A 23451-nucleotide genomic window follows, 5' to 3' on the forward strand; every position below is an offset into this window, starting at 1 on the left:
TTCTTTGAGGGGGAAAGTACATGCTGACGTTAAAAGGTAAAAGTGTCTTCTCCGGTATCAGCATCGGACCGCTGGCACTGTTCCATCGTAATACGATTTCTACGGCCGTACGGCCAATCGAAGACGTCGATGCCGAAATCGCGCGTTTCCAGAAAGCCCGCGAAGAAGCTATCGGCCAGCTCAAGGACTTGTATGTCAAGGCTGTAGACAAAGTCGGTGAAGAACAAGCCGCTGTCTTTGAAGTCCATCAGATGATGCTTGATGACGATGACTATATCGAAGGTATTGAAACCAAGATCCGCGATGAAAAAATGAATGCTGAAGCCGCTGTCGACCAGACGGCTCAGGAATTTGCTGAAATGTTCCGTTCCATGGAAGATGCTTATATGCAGGCCCGCGCAGCCGACGTCCTCGACATCTCCCGCCGTGTAGAACAGCAGCTTTGCGGCGGCCCGGGAATCGACTTCAGCAATTATGACCACGTCATCATCGCAGCCGATGACCTGGCTCCCAGCGAAACGTTACAGCTCGATACGGATAAGATTCTCGGCTTTGTTACGTCAGCAGGCAGCACGAACTCGCATACGGCCATCCTGGCCCGCACCCTGGGCATCGCTGCCGTCGTCAGCACGGGCACACAGCTCCACAACGACGTCGACAACATGACGGCCATCATCGATGGCACGACGGGCACGGTCTACATCAATCCGGATGAAGAAACCATGGCGGCCATGAAGCAGAAACAGAAGGAAGAAGAACTTCGCGTAGCCGCTCTGGAACAGGTACGCGGCGTCCCGACGGTTACCAAAGATGGCAAGAAGATCAACCTTTATGCCAATATCGGCAACCCTGGCAATCTGCCGCAGGTTCTGGCCAACGACGCCGAAGGCATCGGCCTCTTCCGCAGCGAATTCCTGTATCTCGAAAGCAGCGATTATCCGACGGAAGACCAGCAGTTCGAAGCCTATAAACAGGCTGCTGAAGCCCTGCAGGGCAAGACCGTCGTCATCCGTACCCTGGATATCGGCGCCGACAAGAAAGTCGACTACTTCCAGCTCGACCCGGAAGAAAACCCGGCCATGGGCATGCGTGCTATCCGCATCTGCCTGACCCGCGTCGACCTCTTCAAGACGCAGCTCCGCGCTCTCCTGCGCGCTTCGGCTTATGGCAAGATCGCTATCATGTTCCCGATGATCATTTCCGTCTGGGAAGTACAGCGGTGCAAAGAAATCCTCAACGAAGTCCGTCAGGAATTGGATGAAAAAGGCATTGCCTACGATAAAGATATGGAAATCGGCATCATGGTCGAAACACCGGCTGCTGCCGTCATGAGTGAAGAACTGGCTAAGGAAGTCGACTTCTTCAGCATCGGTTCCAACGACTTGACCCAGTATACCCTGGCCATCGACCGTCAGCAGACCCAGCTCGATGCCTTCTTCGATCCCCATCATCCGGCTGTCCTCAAACTCATCCAGATGACCATCGAAAATGGCCACAAAGCCGGCATCTGGGTCGGCATCTGCGGCGAACTCGGTGCAGACCTGACACTGACCGAAACGTTCCTGCGCATGGGCGTAGACGAACTCTCCGTCAGCCCACCGTCGGTCCTGCCGCTCCGTGAAAAAGTACGCTCTCTTGATTTGAGCAAGTAATAAAAAAGGGCTTGTCGCATGACGACAAGCCCTTTAAAGTTGTTAGTGGTTAGTTGTTAGCCATCGGCCTCCCCTGTGAAGGGGAGCTTTTTTTGCATTGTAGGGGTCGCCACGTGGGCGACCCGTTAGGAATTTGGATGATACTCTCAGCAGGCTAGCCGGGAAATCGTACACCCCCCAAGCGGGCTCGCCACGTGCGAGCCCCTAGGACCTGATAACCATTACTTCAGCACTTCTTCCGAGCTGGTCGGGAGGTTAGGCATATCGGTGTTGAACCATTTTTTGTAGATTTTCTGGAATTCGCCCGATTCTTTCAGTTTGGCCATGGCGTCGTTGACTTGTTTCAACAATTCCTTGTTGTCCTTGTTGATGGCGAAGGCCAGGTATTCCGGTTTGGTATCGGGGATGTCGATGACGTCGAATTTATCTTTGCCGTCCTGGGTCAGGAAGTAATCGGCAACCGGTTTATCGAGGATGGCTGCCGGCGAACCGCCGACCTGGAGTTCCATGATGGCTTCGGAGTTATTGTCGAACTGTTTGATCGTATAGCCCTGTTCTTCGGCGTATTTAGCGCCAGTCGTACCGATCTGGACGGCAATCTGTTTGCCCTGCAGGTCGGCTACGGAATGGACGCCGCTGTTTTTCGGTGTCAAGATGACCAGTTTCGATTCGTAGAACGGAGCGGCAAAGGCGACTTTCTGAGCCCGTTCCTTGGTGACGGTCATGCCCGTAGCGGCGATATCCATGTCACCCTGCTGGATGATGGGGATGATACCGGAAAAAGCGATGTTGTTGAATTCGACATCACGGCCCATTTCTTTGGCTACGGCGCGGATCAAGTCCATTTCAAAGCCCTTATATTCCGTCGATTGGTCGTTATCCTTGAATTCAAAAGGAACAAACGTCGCATTGGTAGCGACGCGAAGCGGTTTCTTCGTATCGTTGGCAGCATCTTTTTTGTCACTGCCGCAGCCGGCCAGCATCGAAGCGGCTAATACGCCTGTAAGCAAAGCAGCACCTAATTTTTTCGTATCCATACAATCCCCTCCAGAAATTGAATAAAAATAAATTTATGCTTATTATTATACCATCTTGTGGGAAAAAGTAAAGGGCTTGTCGCAAGCGACAAGCCCTTTATCGTTGTTCGTGATTCATGATTCGTAGGGGCGACCACGTGGGGCACACACTCCTGGGGATGTACGAATCTTCCGGCTACGGCTAATCTGCTGGAGAAATCGTACATATCCCGAAGCGGGCCGCCTTAACAGGACGGCCCCTACGAGCAGCAAGCAGCTGACTACTTACTGCTACTCCTTCAACTCCGGCATCTTGATAGGTGTCTTATCGATGAGGCGGACGACGAGGAGGGTGATGATGCAGATGATCCATTCAAAATAAATGACGTGGGGCAGGACGCGGATCTGCGGGCAGAGCTGCCAGGCAAAGAGGCCGATGATGCCGACCAGGGTCGTCCAGAAGGCCGTGTTCTTGCGGCACAGGGACGGGCAGAACATGGTGCAAAGGAAGACCAGCGTGAAGGCCGTCGTCAGGCTCAAACCGATGAGCATAACTTTGACGATGCCGACGGCGTTGAAGGCCAGCCACAACGTACCGGCGCCGATGATAAGGATGATTAGGCGGTTGGCCTTGACGTAGCTTGCTTCGGAAATATCCGGTTTGATAAAACGTTTAAAAATGTCCTGAGAGATGAGAGTACCGGCGCCGAGGAGAATCGTGCAGGCCGTCGATACATCAGCCGCCCAGAGGGCAGCCAGGGTCATCCCTGACGAGAACGGGTCGAGACTCATGATGATCTGCGGCAGAGCCATGGTCGGATTGATGCCCGGGAACTGGGCTTTGGCAGCCAGGCCGAGGATAGCCGACAAGAAGCCGACCGGGAAGATGAGCAGGCCGCCGAGGATGAAGCCCCTGCGGGCTGCCTTGGCGTTCTTGGCGCCGCAGGCAATCTGGACCGGCCCCTGAGCCGTGATGGCCTGGGTCGTCATGACGATGATCCAGCCCAGGAGTACGGCAAAGGACAGGCCGCCCATGGGCGAGAACCAGTTAAAATCCGCTGCCGGCAGGGCTGCGTTGATGCCGCTGATGCCGCCGTCGCGGAGAAGGATTCGGACGAGGGAATAGAGGATGCCGAGGTAAATGACGGTGACGCTGAGGATATTCGATAAACCGGAAGACCAGAGGCCGCCGATGGCTGTGATGCCGACGAAGACGACGGCACTGGTAATCATGCCGGCATGCATGGAGAAGATATCCGGCATGAGGGCGTGTAAAATCGAACCGCCGGCGACGTACTGCAGGGACGTGATGCAGATCATGATCAGGGACAGGCCGATGACGCTGATGATGCGGGCTTTTTTATCGTAACTCCGTTCAAAGAGTTCCGGAATGGTCGTGCAGTTCAGGGAACGGTACTTACCGGCAGCGACAAAGCCCATGATGATGGCGCCGATAGCCCAGGCCGCATTGTACCAGCCGGCAGCCAGACCGATTTTCGTTGCACTTTCAGCGACGCCGACGGTCGAAGCCGCGCCGACGGCCATGCCCGTGATACTGACGGCGACCAGGCCCGTAGAAAACTGGCGCCCTGCAAATAAATACTCTGTCGGGTTCTGACTGGCCCGGCGTTTGACATAGAAAGAAATGGCAAATAATAAAATGATGTATAAGATGACAATACACAATTGAATCGACATTTTCTCTCCATCCTCCTTTGACTTATAAATTTAAAAATTTGCAACCTTAGTTCCGTCTATGGGAACATAATATGCCAATAAGTAACGTTATTATAGGCTAAAACGAAGAAAAATACAAGGAGAGAGAAAACGCAGGCCGCAGTTCGCAGGGGCCGTCCCCAAGGGCGGCCTGCGTTTTCGTAGGGGCTTGCACGTGGCAAGCCCGTTGGACATTTGAATAATTCTCCTATCAGGAGCTGTAGGATTCCCCAATCGTCTTGCTAAGAAAGTCGTCCACACTCCTAACGGATCGCCCACGGGCGACCCCTACAGCGTAAAAAAGGCTTGTCGCACGAAGGTTTCTGCCATCATGTGATGCCCCGTTTACTTTATAGTTTGTAGTACAGAGTTTGTAGTTTGCAGAGAAAAGCTTTAAATTTAAACCCATCCGCTAACAACTAACAACTAGCCACTAACAACTTGAAAGGAGCTGTCGCGATGCGACAGCTCCCTTTTTTATGCTATGCTTTTTTCTGTGCGGCCATGGCCTGGAGTTCTGGTTTGAATTCTTCGACCAGTTTCTTTTCGGCTTTGGCGCCTTTGGAGAGGGCGTTGTAGATGATTTCTGCCATTTCGTAGCGGGTCATCGTACGATCGCCGTGGTATTTACCGTCTTCGTAGCCCTGGATGACGCCATTGCCGGCGAGGCGGCTGACGGCTTCATAGGCCCAGTGGTTTTCCGGTACGTCCGGGAAGTCTTTGGACATATTCGGATTGATGACCGACAGAAGGGCATCGAGGCGGTTGGTCAGGGAGTCGATCTGCTTCTGCATCGCTTTTTCACGGTCTGTCAGGCCGTTCGTGGCGTTGCGTCTTGCCTTGTTGCCACCCTGGCCGATGCGGAGGGAAATGCCGCCGCCATACATGTTTTCGCCTGTTCCGAAGGACGACGAAACATTGACCATGACGTTTTCATTCGGCCGGTAGAAGGCGCCGATAGCCGTAGCCGTTTCGCCTTTGTAACCGCCGACGGCAGCTGCAATGTTCCACTTGGAATCAGCATCGAATTCGAGGGGATGCAGGTTGGCCAATGCCGCTGCGTTAGCCCCGACTTTGTCGACGCGGCTGTCCAGATTGCTGACGCGGTTTTCAACCGTGTCTACCCGATTTTCGACGCTAGCGACGCGTTCATTAGTCTGATAGAGCTGGGTCCCGTTGACAGCGTCCGTGCTGCTGGCCGAAAGGTCACCGGCTGCTACGTTGACAATCTTCTGATTGTTGGCGTTGATGCCGTTGGAATCGATGTAAGTCTTGTCGCCGACTTTGTAGGAAGAAGCAGTCATGCTGCCAGCAACCGTAGCATTGCCACCAACCGAGAGGTCTTTTTCCATATTGACTGCATCCTTAAAGGTGGCTGCGCCGTCGAAGGTGGACGTGCTGGTGACGTGGAGCGTATCCGTCGTCGTGCCGCTGTTTACATCGAGTCCGCCTTTAGTGACGGTTACTTTGTTGTTAAATGTAGAGGTCCCGTCGACTTCCAGCGTCTTTTCCAACTTAACTGTGTCTTTAAACGTTGACTTGCTGTTGACAGTGAGTTTAGTATCGGCTCCTTCTTTGCCAAGCGTCGTATCACCATCGACCGTCACATTGCCGCGGACACCGAGGTCCTTCATGATATCGGCATAATTCATCGTAGCCTGACCCGTTGTGAGGGTGTTGCCGGCAATGGTTGTCTTCGTGATGGTCTCATCTTTAATGGCCGTGTTGTGGTCCGTGTTTTCAAAGGTTGTTCCACTGTCCGTCGTCGTTACCGTCGTTTTACCTACGGTATTGGTAATGGATTCGCTGGCCGTGTTGGTAATGTTCTGAGCAGCATTGGCAATGGTTCCGCCAGCAGCACTCAGGCTGATGTCTTTGGCACTCTGACTGATACCGGTACTGATGTTGCCATCCGTTACGGCACTGCTGACCATGCCTGTTGTCGAATCTTTTATGATGTCGATGAGGGTGGAACCGTTGGCCAGGGCGGCGTCCAGTTTGGTCACGTTGTCGCCAATGGTGTTGGCGGCTTTTACAACAGCCCCATCCTGTACGGCCGCATCGGCCTTGCTCACATAGTTATCAGATGTCTGTTTTTCCAGATATTCCTTCACATTGGTAATCCGGGTATCCAGAGCCGTATCGGCAGCTTACCGGGCAGCAGCTTCAGCGGCATCTGCCTTTTCCGGATTCGTCATAGAGTATTTCCGTTTCAGTGCTTCTTCCTTAATGGCAGCATCACTGGCCTGAAGGCTAGCTTGAACTTGCTGATTAGATTTTTCAATATCTTCCTGCAGGCTTGTTATCCCGTTATCTATCCCATCTTTGGTATAAACTTCTACTGCCGTAGTAGAACCAGTGCCAGCTGGTTCCACCATTATGGTGGCATCCGCTGCATAGCTAAACCCTCCGACCGGGAGGAGCATGAGGGCCGTGATGGCGGCCAGGGCCAGGCGTCTGGTCTTATCGCCTGTGCTGGAGGCCTTGGTATGGCCTTTGGCTAATTCCGATGCTACGACGTAGCAATTTCTTGATTTACTCCAGATGACTTTAAATATCTTATTCATATTATCGCACCCTTTCTGTATAAAGATTTGACAGGGACCTTAATTTTGCGTACAAAAATAAAAGGTACCGGAAATGCTGAAATTTTTGGGATTTTTATGCGTCTTTTTGGAAAATGAATTTGAAATAATCTTCCTGGAACTGGCGATATTTTCGTTTGGCCAGGGGGATTTTGTGCCCCTTCACTTCGATGTACTCACTCTTTATGATGTGAATTGCGGACTGGTTGACGATATAACCTTTTCCGGGAGAGACGAACTGGCCGGGGACGATGGATTCAAAGGTCTGCAGCATGGCTGACAGGGATTGGCGCGTTTCCAGCATGGAGCCATCTACGGTATGGACTTGCTGGACGTGGCCGTCGCTTTTGACGAAGAGGATATGATTGATTTCCTCGACCTGGATGCCGCCGCCGACAAGGTGGAAGATGACTTTTTTCCGCATAGGATACCTCCTTTCTGTTTGTGATAGGGAAACACTTGTCTTTGCAATTCCTATTATAGCGTGATTTTTTGCTTAAATATTCAACGTGACATAAAATGCACATTTTTTGTCGTGAGCGGATAAATATAATTTATAATTCATGAAAAAGGAAAATTTACCGATACGTCAAGGTTAGCAAGAAAGGCCATTGCATCAAGTTCCTAAATATGGTATGATACGGCCGAGGCAAAAGATAACATCACGTATCGTGAGTTATACTTTTTTCGGATATTTTTCAAGATGGTTTTTTCATCTGCTTGGATCTGCTTTGGACCGAGACAGAAAGGATGGCTCATCATTTGTTGGTAGTGCTGAAATACGTGGGATTTTTCACAATTTCGCCTGCCAATATGGACGTTTGTCGCTTAGACACCTTTCGGTCTGTGCCGGAAGGTGTTTTTTTTGTTTCTTTTGCCCCAGATTCTCATAGGGAGGTTTTTTTATTGAAAAAGTGTTGTGATTTTCTGGTAAACAACATGGCCATTTTCGTCGTCCTCATCGGTATTGTCGGCGCCGTATGGCCCCAGACCTTGCAATGGGTCGGCCCGTACGTTGGCTGGCTGCTGGGGATTGTCATGTTCGGCATGGGCATGACCCTGACTGTACAAGATTTCAAGACCGTCTTCAAGCAGCCGTGGGAAGTCCTCATCGGCGTCGTCGCTCAGTTTCTCATCATGCCCTTCGTGGCCTGGGCCCTGGTACGCCTTTTTGCCCTGCCGCCGGAACTGGCCATTGGCGTCATCCTCGTCGGGACCTGCCCGGGTGGGACGGCATCGAATGTCATCTCTTATCTGGCCAAAGGCGACGTCGCCCTGTCTGTCTCGATGACCATGTCGACGACGCTCCTGGCGCCTATCGTGACGCCGGCCCTGACCTGGTTCCTGGCAGGCGCCTGGATCCATGTTTCCTTCGTATCCATGATGATTTCCATTGCGGAAATGGTCCTGGTACCGGTCCTGCTCGGTTTGGCGGCTCATCATTTCTTCGCCCGCGGCGTCGAAAAAGTCCTGCCGGCCATGCCCGTCGTATCGGTAGCGACTATTGTCATCCTCGTCGGCTGCGTCGTATCCCTCAGTGCATCGCGTCTCTTTGACGTCGGCCTGCTCATGGCGGCTATCGTCATCTTGCACAATGTCTTTGGCCTGGCCCTGGGCTATGGCATGGCCAAATTGTTCCGCCTCGATTCGCGTAAATCCCGGACCGTAGCCATCGAAGTGGGTATGCAGAATTCCGGCATGGCTGCGTCTTTGGCCGTCTTATATTTCAACCCGGCAGCGGCCATTCCCGGCGCTATTTTCAGCGTATGGCACAATATTTCCGGGTCCATTGTGGCCAATTTCTTCTCGCGCCGCGATGAAAAAGCCGAAGAAAAGGCTCGTGCCCTGTCTGTCGATAAATCGAGTGTTCCTACTCATTAATTCATATTTCAAAGGAGTCTTACAATCATGAAAATTTTCCGTACTGTCAAAGAAATGCAGGCATTTGCTGGTGAACAGAAAAAGGCTGGTAAGGTTATCGGCCTGGTCCCGACTATGGGTGCGCTCCACGAAGGTCATCTGACCCTGATGCGGGCTGCCAAGGCCAAATGCGACGTCGTCATCGCTTCGGTCTTCGTCAATCCGACCCAGTTCGGCCCGAACGAAGACTATGATGCTTATCCGCGTCGCTTCGATGAAGACTGCCAGAAATTGGAAAGCGTCGGCGTCGATGCCGTTTTCCATCCGGAACCGTCGGAAATGTATCCTGAAGGCTACTGCACCTATGTCAATGTCGACGGCGACATTACGCATAAACTCTGCGGGGCTCAGCGGCCTATCCATTTCCGCGGCGTCGCTACGGTCGTCACGAAATTGATGAACATTACCCGCGCCGATGAAGCCTTCTTCGGTCAGAAAGACGCCCAGCAGGTCGTCGTCGTCCGCCGTTTCGTCAGCGACCTCAATATCCCGGTCCACATCAATATGGTCCCCATCGTCCGCGAAGAAAGCGGTCTGGCCCGGAGCTCGCGCAATGCTTACCTTTCGCCGGAAGAAAAACAGGCGGCCCTGGTTCTGTCCCGCAGCCTGCGCAAAGCCAAAGCCGCTTATGAAGGCGGCGAAAAGGATGTAGAAACACTGAAATCCATCGTGACCAAGGAAATCCAGTCGGAACCGATGGCTTCTATCGACTACGTCGATCTCTTCTCCTTCCCGGCCTTGAAACCGATTGCGACGGTCGACCAGGAAAGCCTGTTGGCTATCGCCGTCCGCATCGGCAAGACGCGTCTCATCGATAACGTCATCTTGGGCTAAGGAAATCTTCACATTATCTTCACATTTCCTCCACATCTTTTTCGCACCCCTCTGGTATAGTAGAAGCATAAACAGAGGGGTACTACAAAGGAGGTTTTCGTGATGAAGAAAAAAATCTTAGCCGGATTGGCTGCACTCGTAGTGATTGCCGGTTTTTCCGCCTTTGCAGCGACACCAGCTGCTTCAGATGGTTCATCGTCAGGGACTTACGGCCCGGGCTATACGTGTTATGACAACGGTAACAGGTATTGCCGGGGACCGCGTGCCTGCTATGATGACCAGGATAACTGCTATACTGGAAATGGCTATTGCCAGGGACCGCGCCGCGGCTGCCGGGCTGATGGCCAGCGCGGTTGTCAGGGCCGTCAGGATTGCCCTGCCTATAGCGCTCAACAGTAAGCCGTTCTAATCAAAGGGGGAAAACAATATGGTAATGACTCACTACATGGAACTCTTATCGCTCCATGAACCTTGGTTTTTGATTCTCTTCATGCTCGTACCGATGGTACTGGCCGAAACGATTTTGGCTGCCGGTGCTTTTTCCTTGCTCTACAAGGACAGCCGCAGTGAAAAATGGGACAGCCTGAGCCACGTCTGCGGCCTCATCCTGGGTGTCTTCTTCATCGTAGCTACAGTATACATCGTCACATCCTACGTGCCGACTATCCAGTGGCGCGGCCCGATTGATTACATTTCTATCTGGGCTTATGTCTTGGGCGTCATCCCGGCCGTCCTCATCCTCTTGCAGGAATTGGGCATCATCTTTAAGGGCCTCGATACAACGGCAAAAATCAAGAAACACATCGTCCTCATGATTCTCTTCGTCTTGTTCACCCATTTAGCCATGGTCTTCGGCATGGCCGACCCGCAGCTCGCAGGCTACGTCCCGCCGAAACAGAACAACATGCAGATGCAGATGAACGGCAATATGCCTATGGACCACAGTCAGATGGACCATAGCCAGATGAATCATGACCAGATGAACGGTCAAATGAATGGCCAGATGAATAACAATAACGGCCAGATGGACCACAGCAAGATGTAGTTTCGTGGCTAGTGGCTAGTGGTTCGGTGGTTCGTGGCTTCGTAGGGGCCGTCCCAGAGGGCGCCCGCATAAGCTGTTCCCATCTGTAGGGGCTTGCACGTGGCAAGCCCGCCGCAGGTTATGTTAGAATTTCCTAATTAGCTTTTTGGGGGAGAATCGTACATATCCTGGAGCGGGCGCCCCACGTGGCGCCCCTACAGAAAAAGGCGCTGTCTTCATACGACAGCGCCTTTTTTCATGCTATAATTAATGCAAAAAGAGGTGAACACGATGGACTTAGCGCAGCCGATTTTAGAGGGCATCATCGCTCTGGCTAAACAATACGATATTCAAAAAGTCATTCTTTTTGGCTCCCGTGCCCGTGGCGATAATTGGGAACGCAGTGATATTGACCTGGCTGTCTGCGGTGGAAATGTCACGCGGTTTTCTCTCGATGTCGACGAGGTCATACCGACGCTGCTCATGTTCGATGTCGTCGATTTAGATGAACCGGTCCAGCCCGAACTACGAGCCGCTATCCAACGGGAAGGAGTTGTTATATATGAAAAAGTATGAGAATTTCTGCAAAGCCTTGAATAACCTCAAAGAAATACCGCCTTATTCGACGGTCGTCCAAACGGGAATGGTTTCCCTTTATGAAATCTGCTTTGAACAGGCTGGGAAAGCCATGAAAGAAGTATTGGAAAACAATGGCTATAGCCAGCATAAGATAGGGTCACCGCGGGCGATTATCAAAATGGCTTATCAGGCCAATCTGATTGACGATGAGGATTGCTGGCTGGAGGCGTTGCGGGACCGGAACAATGTAGCCCATTCTTATAATGAAGAAATTGCCAATAATATCATCAAGGACAGCAAGGAAAAGCACATCGCCATGTTTGAAGAGCTGCAACGGGAAATAGAAAAAAATTGGTTGTGAAAATAATCGGGAGGTGGAATTTTTGCGAACGAATTCGATTTTGATCGTCGATGATGATGAAAAACTCTGTGCCTTGCTGCGGTCCTATTTCGAGCAGGAGCGGTTCATGGTCTATGTCGCCCATGATGGCATGACGGCGTTACATACACTGCGTACCCAGAAGCCGCAAATCATGCTCCTCGATTTGATGATGCCCGGCATGGATGGCTTCGAAGTCTGCCGCCGCATCCGCCAGTTCAGCGATATACCCATCATTTTTCTGTCGGCCAAGGACGATGAAACGGACCGCCTGGTCGGCCTCAACATGGGCGGCGACGATTATGTGACCAAGCCTTTCCACGTCAAGGAAGTCATTGCCCGCGTCTACAGTCTGCTGCGGCGGACCCGCGGTGAAGTGCTGCAGCAGACGACGTCGTATACCATACGGGACCTGACTATCGACAAGGAAAAATTTACCGTCCTGCGGGGACAGCAGCCCATCACCCTGACGCCGACGGAATTCAATCTCCTGCTGGTCCTGGCCTCGGCACCGGGTCGGGTATTCAGCCGCATGCAGCTCGTGGATAAAGTACAGGGCGGCTATGGCTTTGAAGGTTATGAACGGACTATCGACACGCATATCCGCAACCTGCGCAAGAAACTGGAGCCCGACCCGGCCCATCCGATGTATATCCTGACCGTATACGGTATCGGTTATAAATTCGACGGAGGGAATCATGAAGAAAGCTGACAGCATCGTCATCCGCCTGACCGGGATGGTCTTTATCCTAATTTTCCTGACCATCGCCATCCTGCTCATCCTGGTCAATAATCAGATGGACAGCCATTTTTCCCAGTATTTGAATAACATGTCGCAAATGATGGGAAACGGCCATCAGGGCATGGGGATGATGCACGGAATGATGCATGGGCCGGCGGAAATTACGTATATATCGGCTGTCCACCGGTCGCTGCTGTGGGTCGGCCTGGTCATGCTGGCCGTCAGCGTCACCATCAGCTACTTCATTGTCCGGGAAATCATGCGGCCTTTGTCGGCCCTGACTGACGCCGTCCAGAAGGTCAAGTCCGGCACGTATGGCCAGACGGTTCCCGTCGAGCGTCATGACGAAGTCGGGACCCTGACGGAGACTTTCAACGACATGTCCCAGGAACTGGCGAAAAATGATAAGATGCGGCGCCGCCTCTTTGCCAACATCGCCCATGAACTGCGTACGCCCCTGGCCATCTTGCAGGGTAATCTGGAAGGCATGATCGACGATGTCATCCCGACGGATAAGAAGGTCCTCCTGTCCATGGAAGATGAAACGCTGCGCATGGGCCGGCTCATCCAGGACCTGCGCGATTTGTCACTGGCTGAAATCAACGAGCTCACCCTCCATAAAGAACCTTATGATATCAACGTCCTCCTGGAACGGGCCGTGAGCATGCTCCAGCCTTTATGCGACGAAAAATCCCTGACCGTCCATTTGGACTTGGCCAGGGATTTACCGAAAGTATCCATCGATATAGACCGTATCAATCAGGTCATTTATAATCTGCTCAACAACGCCATCCGCTATATCGAAGCGGGATGTACGATTACCGTGTCGACGCTCGTCGTCACCGTGAAGGGCCAACCCTATGTGCAGGTCCAGATCGCCGATACGGGCAGCGGCATTGCCCCAGAGGATTTACAGCATATCTTCCAGTATTTCTACCGCAGCGAGAAATCGCGGAGCCGCAAGAGCGGCGGCAGTGGTATCGGCCTGGCTTTGGCCCGGCAGTTCGTCCGCAGTCATGGCGGCAGGATATGGGCGGACAGCGAAGTCGGCAGGGGCACGACGTTTACTTTTATTTTACCAGTTCATAACCAGCGTCGGCAATGACTTTGGCAAAGGCTTCCGTCGGGATGTCTTTGCTGGTCGTGACGTCGGCTTTTTTACCTTCCAAGTCGACAGTGACAGCCGTGACGCCGTCCATGGCTGCCAATGCATCGTGTACGTGTTTCTGGCAGTGCTGGCACATCATGCCTTCGATTTTCAATGTTTTTTCCATCGTTTCATCCTCTTCTTTCTTTGGTGTAGTGAGATTTTGTAATGTATATCCAGCAGTAGTGATGACTTTTTTGAAGTCTTCTGCGGAGATAGCTTTGTCAGCCGAGACATCGGCTTTTTGACCATCGAGGTCGACGACGGCATCGGTGACGCCGTCCATGGCTTTCAGGACTTTCGTGACCGTAGCCACGCAGTGCTGGCACATCATGCCTTTGATGGACAGGGTATAGTGATACGGAGCCGGAGCGGCTGCCACTTCGGGAACCGGCGTTTGCGGCGCTGCCTGTGCAGCTTTCGGGCTACTGGTTTCCGGCGCCGATGTTTCACGTGAAACATCGGCACTGTGCGTCGTCTTGAAGAAGCGCAGGCGCAGGGCGTTCATGCAGACCGTGAAGCTCGACAGACTCATGGCAGCGGCGCCGATCATGGGATTGAGGCGGATGCCAAAGGCCGGATAGAGGACGCCTGCAGCCAGGGGGATGCAGATGATGTTGTAGAAGAAAGCCCAGAACAGGTTTTCTTTGATATTCTTGATGACGGCCTTGCTCAGGCAGATGGCGCTGACGGCGTCGAGGAGGTCGCTGCGCATGAGGACGGCATCGGCGCTTTCGATGGCGACGTCGGTCCCGGCACCGATGGCCATGCCCAGATCGGCTTTGGCCAGGGCCGGCGCATCGTTGATGCCGTCACCGATCATGGCGACTTTATGGCCTTCGGCCTGGAGGGCGGCGATGTGTTTTTCTTTATCCTGCGGCAGGACGCCGGCGATGACCTGGGGAATATGCAGGCGCTGGCGGATGGCTTCGGCTGTGCGCTGGTTGTCGCCTGTGAGCATGACGACGTTGATGCCCATTTTGGCAAAGTCGGCAATGGCTTCGGCGCTGGTCGCTTTTTCGACGTCGGCTACGGCGATGATGCCGATGATTTCCTTGTCGTCAGCAAAGAGGAGCGGCGTCTTGCCGTCGTCGGCCAGGGCATTGAGGCTGGCCGTGATGGCTTTGGTGTCGATATGGGCTTCGTCCATGAGGCGCGTGTTGCCGGCATAATAGGTCTTGCCGTCGATAACGGCCTGGACGCCGCGGCCGAAGAGGGCCTTGAAATCGCTGGCTGTCCTGCCGGTCAGCTGATGGTCGCCGGCATAGGTCGTAATAGCTTCGGCCAGGGGATGTTCGCTGCCTTTTTCCAGGGCAGCAGCGATGGCGACGAGGTCTTCTTTCGTGCCTTTCAGGGGAAGAATATCCGTGACTTTCGGACGGCCTTCGGTAATGGTACCGGTCTTGTCCATGACGACCGTGTCGATGGCATGGGCCGTTTCCAGGGCTTCGCCGGATTTGATGAGGATACCGTTTTCAGCCCCTTTGCCAGTGCCGACCATGATGGCGACTGGCGTAGCCAGGCCCAGGGCGCACGGGCAGGAGATGACCAGGACGGAGATGGCCGTCGAGAAGGCGAATTCGGCGTCGACGCCCATGACGAAGTACCAGATGAGGCCTGTAATGATGGCGATGGTGATGACGGCCGGGACGAAGTAACCCGAAATGGTATCGGCCATCTTGGCGATAGGTGCCTTGCTGGCACTGGCTTCATCGACGAGCTTGATGATCTGGCTGATCGTCGTGTCGTCGCCGACGCGGCGGGCTGTGATGTGGATGAAACCCGTCTTGTTTATCGTAGCCGACGTGACTTTATCGCCGACTTGTTTTTCTACAGGGATGCTTTCGCCAGTAATGGCGGCTTCATCGACGCTGGTCGTCCCTTCAGAAATGATACCGTCTGCCGGGATGCTTTCACCCGGACGGATGACGATTTCATCACCGACGACGAGGTCCTCGACGGGAATGACCGTTTCGACGCCGTTGCGCAGGACCGTGGCCTGTTTCGGCGCCAGGTCCATCAATTTTTCGATGGCCGTGCTGGTCTTGCCTTTGGCGCGGGCTTCGAGATATTTACCGATGTCGATGAGGGTGACGATCATACCGGCTGATTCAAAGTACAGATTGGTGCTGTACTGGGCGACGAGGGCCCAGTCGCCATGACCCATACCCCAGCTCATGCGGAAAATGGCGAAGACGCCGTACAGGGCAGCTGCCATGGAACCCATGCCGACCAGGCTGTCCATGTTCGGGGCGCCCTGGAAGAGGTTGCGGAAGCCGTTGACATAATACTTGCGGTTCAAGTACATGATCGGCAGAATCAGTAAGAACTGAGTAAAGGCAAAGGTAATGGCATTTTCATCGCCGTGGAAGACGTACTGGAAACCTTCCGGTACGGGGATGCCGAACCATTCGTAGAACATGTGGTGCATGGCGATGTACATGACCGGGATGAGGAAGACGATGGACCAGATGAGGCGGTGCTTCATGGATTTCATTTCTTCCTTGGCTATGTCAGAGGCGCTCTTTTGCGGAGCGCCGGCCTGTTTCTGACTGCCGCCTTCGGCCGGGCTGGCTCCGTAGCCGGCTTCGACGACGGCCTGGATGATGTCTTGCTCGCTGACGACATTTTCATCGTACGAGGCCTGCATACTGTTGGTCAGCAGGTTGACGCTGGCCTTGTCGATGCCGTCCAGCTTGTTGACGGCTTTTTCCACGCGGGACGAGCAGGCGGAACAGCTCATGCCCGTGATGTTGAATTTTTCGTGCTTCAACGGACTCACTCCTTTATTTCATGAGTTTCTGAAGGGCGCAGACGAGTTCATCGACGACTTCGTCTTTGCCTTCACGGATGTCGTGGACGACGCAGGACTTGATATGCTGGCCCAGGAGTTCCTTATTGAAAGAATTCAATGCCGACTGGATGGCACTGACCTGAGTCAGGATATCAATACAGTAGCGGTCGTCTTCGACCATCTTTCGCACACCCCGTACCTGGCCCTCGATGCGGTTCAGGCGGGAAATGAGCGATTTATACTCTTTGCCCTCTTTATTGCGATACTTATGTTTCTCCGTATCGCAGCAGGGACAGACTTTCTTTTCGTCCATAATTGAGTTCTCCTTTCATTTAAATACCCCTATGGGGTACATTGATATAATATACCGATATGGGGTATATGTCAAGGGTGTTTTAGCGGTTAGCAGTTGGGGGTTAGCGGATGGTTTTTAATTTGTAGGGGCGACCGCGTGGGGCGCCCGCTCCGGAATATGCATGATTTCCTAATCAGTTTGCCAGGAGAATCATCCCAATTCCTAACGGGTCGCCCACGGACCCCTACGAACGCTAACCGCGGATTGTTAAAAAAAGGACTACGTACGATGATATAAGCCCTCATACGATAGTCCTTTTTCTGTAGGGGCGTCCGCCCCGGGATTATGCGATTTCACTGTAGGGGCGACCGCGTGGGGCGCCCGCTCCGGAATATGTCTGATATCCCAATCAGTTTGCCAGGAGAATCATCCCAGTTCCTAACGGGTCGCCCACGTGCGACCCCTACGGTGCGGCCATGAGGCCGCCACGAGCCGCGAGCCACTAACCACTAACCACTAGCCACTAACCACTAGCCACTAACCACTAACCACTAGCCACTAACCACTAACCACTAGCCACTAACCACTAACCACTAAAAAAAGCTGCCGCAAAGAGGCAGCTTTTTTACTCCTATTTCAACAATGCTTTTACAGCTTCTGTTTCATCCGTAGCGTTTTCAGTACCGGAGATGATGGCACCCTGGACTACGATGCAGTCGAGGCCTTTGTCCTTGCGGACCTGTTCGACTTTGGAAACGACGTCTTTTTCGATGGGGACGATCAGTTTGTTTTCCAATTTGCTCAAGTTCTGAGCCAATTCACGGCCGAGGTTCTGGCGTTCCTGGTCGGTCTTCATTTTCGGAGCTTTTTTAGCGAACTGTTCGTTAGCGTCTTTAACGGCAGCCTGCATCTGGGCGCTGACTTTCGGGAAGTCCTTATGGGACTGTACCAATGTATCGAAGTTGACGACACCGACGCCGGAAGCAAAGGCCGACGAAGCAGCGACGAGGCTCATCATTCCCATAACGGCAAGGGATGCTAATTGTTTTTTCAGTTTCATAATGTATTCCTCCTGTGCCGCAGAGCGGCTGAATTACTCTTTCTTACTATGGTTCTATTCGTATATTATAACAAACTTACCGATAAAGTACAACCTGCACAGAATCAGGCTTTTTCGTCGTCGCCTTCTGCTTTGTCTTCTTCATCGTCGTGAATATAAATGTATTTGTCTTTTTTCATCTTGTCGATGATTTCCGGCGCCATGGCGATGAGTTTTTCAAAGGCCGAAGCCTGGTAGCCATCTTTCTTGATGGAGAACATTTCTACCCGGTCCCCTTTGATGACCAGGATGGCTGCCGGTTCCATCTTAGCACCGCCGCCGCTGCCGGCACTGCTGCGGCCGTTTTCGGTCTTGCCGTTGACGCCGCCGGACCCGAAGCCAAAGGTGACGTCGACGAACGGTACCAGGATGGCGTCACCGATGTGGACGGCCTGGCCGACGACGGTTTCGACTTTGATCATTTCTTTGAAACTTTCAAAAATTTGTTCCAAGTTGTTCTTGATGTACGAGTTATCCATGTTGTTCCTCCTTGTTCACAGCGTGCCACTCAGCCCATAAACGGCGTACAGGCCGGGAGGCGGCAAAGGCGGCTGTAAACAGAAGCAGCACTGCCGGATATAGACGGCCCGAAGCACGGACGGTACAGTCATACTGTTCCTCTACGAAATTGAATTGTAAGTCTGTGACGCTCCCCGGACAGATGGCATAGAGGGTGCCGGCCAGCATCCCCGTTTCATGCGGTTCAGGGAGGCCGATGATGCCGGTCAGGGTGAAGCGGCGGATTTGGCCGTAGCCGAGCAGGCGCGACAGCCAGGTGAAGAAAGCCGCTAGAAAGTCGGCATTGAAGAGGCTGGCCAGGAAGTGACGTATGGGCGGTTTCTTTTTTTTCGCCTCTTTCGCGTCACTCCGTGCCGGAGCATCCGGCCCTTCCTGGCGGAGCAGGTCTTCATACGTGAGACGCTGGCTTTCTTTTTCCAGTTCGTCCCAGGCTTTTTCTTCCTCTTTCGCTGTAGGGGGCGGCGGTTCGACAGACTCTTTCACGGCAGGGCTGCGCTTCCAGCACATATGCAGTTCATGATGCGGTTCCTCTCCCAGCGTATAGGACCAGGATGCATCAGCCAATTTCCGGCCCCATCGGCCCTGGCCTTCGATGTGGAAGGGCGTTCCCATATGGATGGTAAGGGCGTAGGAGACGGGCAGGCAGAGGATGAGCAGTATGCAACTGAATAAGATGGCAAGGATGACGATGATTGCCATAGGGCAGCCCCCTTTTGTGAAAATAATCCGTTACTTTTATTTATTCTATGAACTCGGGGCGATTTCCTCTTTTTTAGGCGTCTTGTTTTGCTTTTTCTTGTTTATTGAAAATGCAGTCAACATCTTCGGCACCGAAGCAGCGGGAACAGGAAATGCAGAGGGCCGGTTCGGTATCGCCCGATTTCCAGCGGTTCGGCAGGTCCGGCTGGCGCAGGTAGGGACGGCTCATGGACACGAAAGCCAGGTCTGTCGATTCCAGTGTATCTTCGATATCTTTGACGTTGCGGAAACCGCCGACGACGCCGACATCGATTTTGTCTTTCAGCATAGCTGCGGCTTCAGAGGCATAGGCTTTGAAATACATCGGTTCCTTTGTGCGGCGGATAGCCCGGATCGGGCCCTTGCGCGGCAGGGACGATGTGTTGCCGCCGCTGACTTCGATGGCGTTTACACCCATGTCGGCCAGCCAGGTCATGACCTGCTTGCTTTCTTCAAAGGTCATGCTGCCGTCTTTCATGAAATCGGCACAGTTCAATTTGACCCAGACCGGATAATCGGCGCCGACGGCCTGGCGCATGGCGGCGACACATTCCAGGAGGAAGCGGGCCCGGTTTTCCAGGCTGCCGCCGTAGGCATCGGTGCGGGTGTTGAAATGGGGCGACAAGAACTTGCTGGCCAGGTAGCCGTGGGCGCCGTGGAACTGGACGCCGTCGAAACCGGCGGCCTTGGCTCTGGCAGCGGCTTTGGCGACGGCTTCCGTCAGTTCGTGGATCTGGTCGACTGTCAGGGCCTGCGATTCCTGGGTCCACTTGCCGACCTTTTCCGTAACGCCGCTGGGGCTGATGATAATGCGCGTTTCCCCTTCCGGGATTTCCGGCAGGAGGATGGCGGACCCCATGACGACGAGCTGGGCGATGATTTTTCCGCCGTGCTGGTGGACGCGGTGGACGACCTGGGACAGCGGGGCAATACATTCATCATCGTCGATGCGGATCTGGCAGTGCTGACGCGGTTCCATTTTGGTAGTAGCCATCATGCCGGTAATAATGATACCGGCACCGCCGTCGGCCAGATTTTCATACATTTGGGCCAGCTTTTCTGTCGGAAGGCCGTAGTTCCCCATTCCTTCAAAGGTAGCAGAACGGACAAGGCGGCACTTCGCTTCAATACCGCCGATGTGACATGTATCAAATAACATGGTAGAAATCTCTCCTTGGTAATAAAAAATGAATTTCAGTTTATCCCGAATATTATACAATATTTGAGGAAATAAGCCAATGCATTGTTTTTTGAACATTTGGGATTCATTGATAGTACCTATTTCAATGATATAATAATGGTAGGAAATATAGTATTATGCAAATGCACGAAAGCCCCTGGAACTGCCATTCCAGAGGCTTTCTCTATGTGGCGTCTAGCGGAGACGCACCGGGGCTAGTTGCTCATAAGGGAAATAATGGTGTCTAACCACTTGCAAAGGTAATAAGATACTACACTTGCCATGACAGCCATTAAGAAGTTAGTGAATTTTTGCATTGAAACACCCCCTTACCAGCTCAGTATAGGGGCGAGCAACATTCGCATTATAGCATAATGGGGAAATGGTACGCTATAATTGACAAAGTGAGTTTAAATGATATAATGTTAGTAAAAGTAGTGAATTTTTGCAATTGAAACACGAAAGCCCCTGGAACTGCCATTCCAGGGGCTTTCTCTATGGTTTAGAACTATCCGCTAACCACTAACTGCTAGCCCCTAACCCCTAACCCCTTAAAAAGGATTGTCGTCATGCGACAGCTCCTTTTCTGCTCCTTTTGTAAAGAATGATGTTTCTAGTTGGCTTCACTAAGCGACTATGATATAATATAAGTGTTTGTTAATTTTACAATTCACGAAGGGATGTTGAATACATGGCTACAGCAATGGTAATCGGAACCCAATGGGGCGACGAAGGTAAAGGTAAGATTGTAGATTATTTGGCCCAGAAGGCCGATGTCGTCATCCGCTCCCAGGGTGGGAATAACGCCGGCCATACGGTCGTCGTCGACGATAAGTCCTTTGCACTGCGTCTCTTGCCGTCGGGGATCCTCTTTTCCGACAAAACTTGCATCATCGGCAGCGGCGTCGTTGTCAATCCGAAAGTCCTCCTTGAAGAAATCGAAGGCATGACCTCCAAAGGTGTGCAGATCAGCAAATTGGAAATTTCCACGCGTGCGCATGTCATCATGCCGTATCATATCCGCATTGATGAAGAAGATGAAAAACTCAAGGGTGACGCTAAAATCGGCACGACGAAAAACGGTATCGGACCGTGCTATGCCGACAAAGTCAACCGCGTAGGCATCCGCATCGGCGACCTCATGGACCGCGATGTATTTGCCAAGAAACTGCGCATCAATATTGACCTTAAAAACCGTCTCTTTGAAAAATATTATGGCTGCGAAGGCTTCGATTACGATGAAGTCCTCAAAGAATACCTCGGCTATGCCGATCAGATCCGCCAGTACGTCAAGGATACGAACTACTCGGCGAACCTCTATGTCAGTGAAGGCAAGAAAGTCCTCTTTGAAGGGGCACAGGCTGCTATGCTCGACCTCGACCATGGTACATATCCCTTCGTTACCAGCTCCAATCCGACGGCTGGCGGTGCCTGCACTGGTTCCGGCGTCGGTCCTCGCCGCATGGAAAATATCGTCGGCGTCGTCAAAGCCTATACGACCCGCGTCGGCGCTGGCCCGTTCCCGGCAGAACAGCTCAACGAAGTCGGCGAATATCTGCGCAACACAGGCCATGAATTCGGTACTGTCACCGGTCGTCCCCGCCGCTGCGGCTGGCTCGACACGGCTGTCGTCAAATATGCAGCCATGCTGAACAGCCTCGATTACCTGGCTATTACCCGCCTGGACATCCTCGATGACCTGGATACCATTAAAATCTGCACGGGCTACAAATATAAAGGCCAGCTCTTGAAAGAATATCCGGCCAGCCTCGACGTCCTGGAAAACGTCGAACCGATTTACGAAGAAATGCCGGGCTGGAAAGCAGACATCTCGAAATGCAAATCCTACGATGAACTGCCTGAAGCTGCCCGCCACTATGTCGAACGCATCAGCGAACTCACAGGCGTTCCCCTGGGCATCGTCTCCGTCGGCCCAAACCGCAGCCAGACGATCATCCTCAAAAAGATTTTCTAAAAACAACTGAATTACACCATAATTGTGAAAAGGCGCTGTCTTATGAAGACAGCGCCTTTTTGAGTATTAAGTTTGCAGTTTGTAGTGAAGGCTTTTAAATTTAAAGCCCTCTTCTACAAACTACAAACTATGAAGCAAAGGGAACCTCGCATGATGGCAGAAACCTTTGTGCGACAGTCCCTTTCAAGTTATTAGTGGTTCGTCAAAAACAAACGCCCCAATCGGGGCATTCGTAGGGGCCGTCCTGAAAGGCGGCCCGCCGTGACCAGTCGGTAATACATTATATGGTTCATGTGGCATGATTTTACGACCGGCGTTTTTTTCGGATTCAGATGCGGCGTTCCGCCGCGACAGACTCAAGCTGACAACGACGCTTCGGGAAACCCTCAGCTCGTAGCGGGCCGCCCTTTGGGACGGCCCCTACGAGCTACGAGCCAGCGGTCCGCTGGCTAACGGCTAACCCCTAGCCCCTACTCCCCGCAATGGCCGGCCATGGCGCAGGCGCTGCACGAGCCGGAGCAGCCACCGCCGATGAAGTTCAGGCCGATGACGCCGGTTACGGTTTTGCGTGGCATGAGCATGCCGCTGGGCAGGAGGGAGACGCCGATTTGTTCGGCATGGACGGCCTGGGCGATATTGGCCATCTGGCCGGATGGCCAGTCACCAGTGCCAGGATTCATGATCCAGGCGGCTTTGTAGCCTTTGTCGGCGCCGGCTTCGTCGAGCATGTCGATGAGCTGTTTCGTATAGCCCGCTGTGGCGACGGCCAGGGCCGAGTCGAGGGCCAGACCGCGGGTGATTTCTTTATTCATGAACAAGGCATCGACCTCTTTTTCCAGGGCTTCGCCGAGGGTGACGGCATACATCAGGACGATGGCCGAATCTTCGATGCGCTGGCAGACAGTCGGGCTGTTGATGATGAACGGGCTGTCGCAAAGGACCATATGGGACGTGCTGTCATAGAAGCACTGCTGGCATGTGGCCTGTGGTTTGGCCAAATCCATGACGCGCTGGCAGGCTTCGTGGACGAAATCATCGGAAAGTTCAGCAGCTCCGCGCTGCAAGGCATATTCTTTGACGCTGGCAGCGTCGATTTCCCGCAAGGGGTCAGTAAATGTTGGCATTTTTTACATCCTTTCTGAATCTACAGCACTTTACAACTTTTACGCTGCCTCGGAAGTTGATGAAGCTAGTTTACACAAGGCCTGAACTAAGTCCGTTGGATTTTTTGCGGTTTGGGCCTTAGCGACCAAAGTG

Annotated in this window: 22 protein-coding genes; 10 read left to right on the forward strand and 12 right to left on the reverse strand. The window is 52.9% G+C overall.

Going from position 1 to position 23451, the window contains the following annotated elements:
* Window positions 1–20: 20 nt before the first annotated feature.
* Window positions 21–1652, forward strand: coding sequence for a phosphoenolpyruvate--protein phosphotransferase (gene ptsP / locus ACFCTO_RS10080; protein ID WP_292262080.1), 1632 nt, complete (start codon window positions 21–23; stop codon window positions 1650–1652).
* A gap of 221 nt (window positions 1653–1873) precedes the next feature.
* On the opposite strand, the gene ACFCTO_RS10085 is transcribed toward ptsP, so the two are convergent.
* From ACFCTO_RS10085 to ACFCTO_RS10105, 5 genes are all read right to left on the reverse strand, one after another.
* Window positions 1874–2689 (reverse strand): basic amino acid ABC transporter substrate-binding protein, encoded by an 816-nt coding sequence (locus ACFCTO_RS10085; RefSeq protein ID WP_416183659.1) that lies wholly within the window; start codon window positions 2687–2689, stop codon window positions 1874–1876.
* A 270-nt stretch (window positions 2690–2959) separates the two neighbouring features.
* Window positions 2960–4366: a sodium:solute symporter family protein gene (locus ACFCTO_RS10090; protein WP_292301651.1), complete on the reverse strand. Its 1407-nt coding sequence runs from the start codon at window positions 4364–4366 to the stop codon at window positions 2960–2962.
* A gap of 500 nt (window positions 4367–4866) precedes the next feature.
* Window positions 4867–6498, reverse strand: a complete 1632-nt coding sequence (locus ACFCTO_RS10095) for a YadA-like family protein (RefSeq protein WP_499876819.1) — start codon at window positions 6496–6498, stop codon at window positions 4867–4869.
* A gap of 36 nt (window positions 6499–6534) precedes the next feature.
* Window positions 6535–6951 (reverse strand): ESPR domain-containing protein, encoded by a 417-nt coding sequence (locus ACFCTO_RS10100; RefSeq protein WP_292300748.1) that lies wholly within the window; start codon window positions 6949–6951, stop codon window positions 6535–6537.
* Between the two features lie 94 nt (window positions 6952–7045).
* The gene (locus ACFCTO_RS10105; RefSeq protein WP_292300747.1) at window positions 7046–7393 is read right to left on the reverse strand and encodes a LytTR family DNA-binding domain-containing protein; all 348 of its coding nucleotides are present in this window, start codon (window positions 7391–7393) and stop codon (window positions 7046–7048) included.
* 482 nt (window positions 7394–7875) lie between these two features.
* Between ACFCTO_RS10105 and ACFCTO_RS10110 the strand changes: the two genes are divergently transcribed.
* The 8 genes from ACFCTO_RS10110 (at window position 7876) to ACFCTO_RS10145 (ending at window position 13552) form a co-directional block, all read left to right on the forward strand.
* Window positions 7876–8850, forward strand: coding sequence for a bile acid:sodium symporter family protein (locus tag ACFCTO_RS10110; RefSeq protein ID WP_292300746.1), 975 nt, complete (start codon window positions 7876–7878; stop codon window positions 8848–8850).
* A gap of 27 nt (window positions 8851–8877) precedes the next feature.
* Window positions 8878–9723, forward strand: a complete 846-nt coding sequence (panC, locus tag ACFCTO_RS10115; protein WP_020310288.1) for a pantoate--beta-alanine ligase — start codon at window positions 8878–8880, stop codon at window positions 9721–9723.
* Window positions 9724–9825: 102 nt separating this feature from the next.
* Window positions 9826–10122 carry a hypothetical protein gene (locus ACFCTO_RS10120; protein WP_292300743.1) on the forward strand — a complete coding sequence of 99 codons (297 nt, stop codon included), beginning with the start codon at window positions 9826–9828 and terminating at the stop codon, window positions 10120–10122.
* 28 nt (window positions 10123–10150) lie between these two features.
* Window positions 10151–10768, forward strand: coding sequence for a DUF6803 family protein (locus ACFCTO_RS10125; protein WP_299721509.1), 618 nt, complete (start codon window positions 10151–10153; stop codon window positions 10766–10768).
* 270 nt (window positions 10769–11038) lie between these two features.
* On the forward strand, window positions 11039–11323 hold the full coding sequence (locus ACFCTO_RS10130) for a nucleotidyltransferase domain-containing protein (RefSeq protein ID WP_020310291.1): 285 nt from the start codon (window positions 11039–11041) through the stop codon (window positions 11321–11323).
* A complete protein-coding gene (locus ACFCTO_RS10135) occupies window positions 11310–11687 on the forward strand; it encodes an HI0074 family nucleotidyltransferase substrate-binding subunit (RefSeq protein ID WP_499876820.1) in 378 nt (125 codons plus the stop codon). Before ACFCTO_RS10130 ends, ACFCTO_RS10135 begins: the two co-directional genes overlap by 14 nt.
* A 13-nt stretch (window positions 11688–11700) precedes the next feature.
* On the forward strand, window positions 11701–12417 hold the full coding sequence (locus ACFCTO_RS10140; RefSeq protein WP_499876821.1) for a response regulator transcription factor: 717 nt from the start codon (window positions 11701–11703) through the stop codon (window positions 12415–12417).
* Window positions 12404–13552 (forward strand): sensor histidine kinase, encoded by a 1149-nt coding sequence (locus tag ACFCTO_RS10145; protein ID WP_370842806.1) that lies wholly within the window; start codon window positions 12404–12406, stop codon window positions 13550–13552. The genes ACFCTO_RS10140 and ACFCTO_RS10145 overlap by 14 nt, the downstream gene beginning before the upstream one ends.
* Here ACFCTO_RS10145 and ACFCTO_RS10150 read toward each other — a convergent pair.
* The 6 genes from ACFCTO_RS10150 to ACFCTO_RS10175 all read right to left on the reverse strand — a co-directional run bounded on the left by ACFCTO_RS10150 (window position 13518) and on the right by ACFCTO_RS10175 (window position 20198).
* A complete protein-coding gene (locus tag ACFCTO_RS10150) occupies window positions 13518–16367 on the reverse strand; it encodes a heavy metal translocating P-type ATPase (RefSeq protein WP_499876822.1) in 2850 nt (949 codons plus the stop codon). The genes ACFCTO_RS10145 and ACFCTO_RS10150 overlap by 35 nt on opposite strands.
* 13 nt (window positions 16368–16380) lie before the next feature.
* A complete protein-coding gene (locus ACFCTO_RS10155) occupies window positions 16381–16701 on the reverse strand; it encodes a metal-sensing transcriptional repressor (RefSeq protein ID WP_020310295.1) in 321 nt (106 codons plus the stop codon).
* A gap of 613 nt (window positions 16702–17314) precedes the next feature.
* Window positions 17315–17743 (reverse strand): OmpH/Skp family outer membrane protein, encoded by a 429-nt coding sequence (locus ACFCTO_RS10160; protein WP_178323713.1) that lies wholly within the window; start codon window positions 17741–17743, stop codon window positions 17315–17317.
* Window positions 17744–17847: 104 nt separating this feature from the next.
* On the reverse strand, window positions 17848–18261 hold the full coding sequence (locus ACFCTO_RS10165) for a GerW family sporulation protein (protein WP_020310297.1): 414 nt from the start codon (window positions 18259–18261) through the stop codon (window positions 17848–17850).
* Entirely contained in the window at window positions 18254–19000 is a 747-nt protein-coding gene (locus ACFCTO_RS10170) for a hypothetical protein (protein WP_370842804.1), read from the reverse strand. Before ACFCTO_RS10170 ends, ACFCTO_RS10165 begins: the two co-directional genes overlap by 8 nt.
* A gap of 73 nt (window positions 19001–19073) precedes the next feature.
* Entirely contained in the window at window positions 19074–20198 is a 1125-nt protein-coding gene (locus ACFCTO_RS10175; RefSeq protein WP_370842803.1) for an NADH:flavin oxidoreductase, read from the reverse strand.
* Window positions 20199–20910: 712 nt separating this feature from the next.
* On the opposite strand from ACFCTO_RS10175, the gene ACFCTO_RS10180 reads away from it, so the two are divergent.
* Window positions 20911–22194, forward strand: coding sequence for an adenylosuccinate synthase (locus tag ACFCTO_RS10180; protein WP_020310302.1), 1284 nt, complete (start codon window positions 20911–20913; stop codon window positions 22192–22194).
* A gap of 470 nt (window positions 22195–22664) precedes the next feature.
* On the opposite strand, the gene ACFCTO_RS10185 is transcribed toward ACFCTO_RS10180, so the two are convergent.
* Window positions 22665–23318, reverse strand: a complete 654-nt coding sequence (locus tag ACFCTO_RS10185) for a hypothetical protein (protein WP_499876823.1) — start codon at window positions 23316–23318, stop codon at window positions 22665–22667.
* Window positions 23319–23451: the final 133 nt, after the last annotated feature.

The sequence above is a fragment of the Megasphaera indica genome (assembly GCF_046614755.1).
GTDB classification, from domain to species: Bacteria; Bacillota; Negativicutes; order Veillonellales; family Megasphaeraceae; genus Megasphaera; species Megasphaera intestinihominis.

Bases quoted from the DNA above. Each gene is read 5' to 3' on its own strand.
- ptsP (WP_292262080.1), top strand. From the start codon at position 21: ATGCTGACGTTAAAAGGTAAAAGTGTCTTCTCCGGTATCAGCATCGGA.
- ACFCTO_RS10085 (WP_416183659.1), bottom strand. From the start codon at position 2,689: ATGGATACGAAAAAATTAGGTGCTGCTTTGCTTACAGGCGTATTAGCC.
- ACFCTO_RS10090 (WP_292301651.1), bottom strand. From the start codon at position 4,366: ATGTCGATTCAATTGTGTATTGTCATCTTATACATCATTTTATTATTT.
- ACFCTO_RS10100 (WP_292300748.1), bottom strand. From the start codon at position 6,951: ATGAATAAGATATTTAAAGTCATCTGGAGTAAATCAAGAAATTGCTAC.
- ACFCTO_RS10105 (WP_292300747.1), bottom strand. From the start codon at position 7,393: ATGCGGAAAAAAGTCATCTTCCACCTTGTCGGCGGCGGCATCCAGGTC.
- panC (WP_020310288.1), top strand. From the start codon at position 8,878: ATGAAAATTTTCCGTACTGTCAAAGAAATGCAGGCATTTGCTGGTGAA.
- ACFCTO_RS10120 (WP_292300743.1), top strand. From the start codon at position 9,826: ATGAAGAAAAAAATCTTAGCCGGATTGGCTGCACTCGTAGTGATTGCC.
- ACFCTO_RS10125 (WP_299721509.1), top strand. From the start codon at position 10,151: ATGGTAATGACTCACTACATGGAACTCTTATCGCTCCATGAACCTTGG.
- ACFCTO_RS10130 (WP_020310291.1), top strand. From the start codon at position 11,039: ATGGACTTAGCGCAGCCGATTTTAGAGGGCATCATCGCTCTGGCTAAA.
- ACFCTO_RS10135 (WP_499876820.1), top strand. From the start codon at position 11,310: ATGAAAAAGTATGAGAATTTCTGCAAAGCCTTGAATAACCTCAAAGAA.
- ACFCTO_RS10145 (WP_370842806.1), top strand. From the start codon at position 12,404: ATGAAGAAAGCTGACAGCATCGTCATCCGCCTGACCGGGATGGTCTTT.
- ACFCTO_RS10155 (WP_020310295.1), bottom strand. From the start codon at position 16,701: ATGGACGAAAAGAAAGTCTGTCCCTGCTGCGATACGGAGAAACATAAG.
- ACFCTO_RS10160 (WP_178323713.1), bottom strand. From the start codon at position 17,743: ATGAAACTGAAAAAACAATTAGCATCCCTTGCCGTTATGGGAATGATG.
- ACFCTO_RS10165 (WP_020310297.1), bottom strand. From the start codon at position 18,261: ATGGATAACTCGTACATCAAGAACAACTTGGAACAAATTTTTGAAAGT.
- ACFCTO_RS10170 (WP_370842804.1), bottom strand. From the start codon at position 19,000: ATGGCAATCATCGTCATCCTTGCCATCTTATTCAGTTGCATACTGCTC.
- ACFCTO_RS10175 (WP_370842803.1), bottom strand. From the start codon at position 20,198: ATGTTATTTGATACATGTCACATCGGCGGTATTGAAGCGAAGTGCCGC.
- ACFCTO_RS10180 (WP_020310302.1), top strand. From the start codon at position 20,911: ATGGCTACAGCAATGGTAATCGGAACCCAATGGGGCGACGAAGGTAAA.
- ACFCTO_RS10185 (WP_499876823.1), bottom strand. From the start codon at position 23,318: ATGCCAACATTTACTGACCCCTTGCGGGAAATCGACGCTGCCAGCGTC.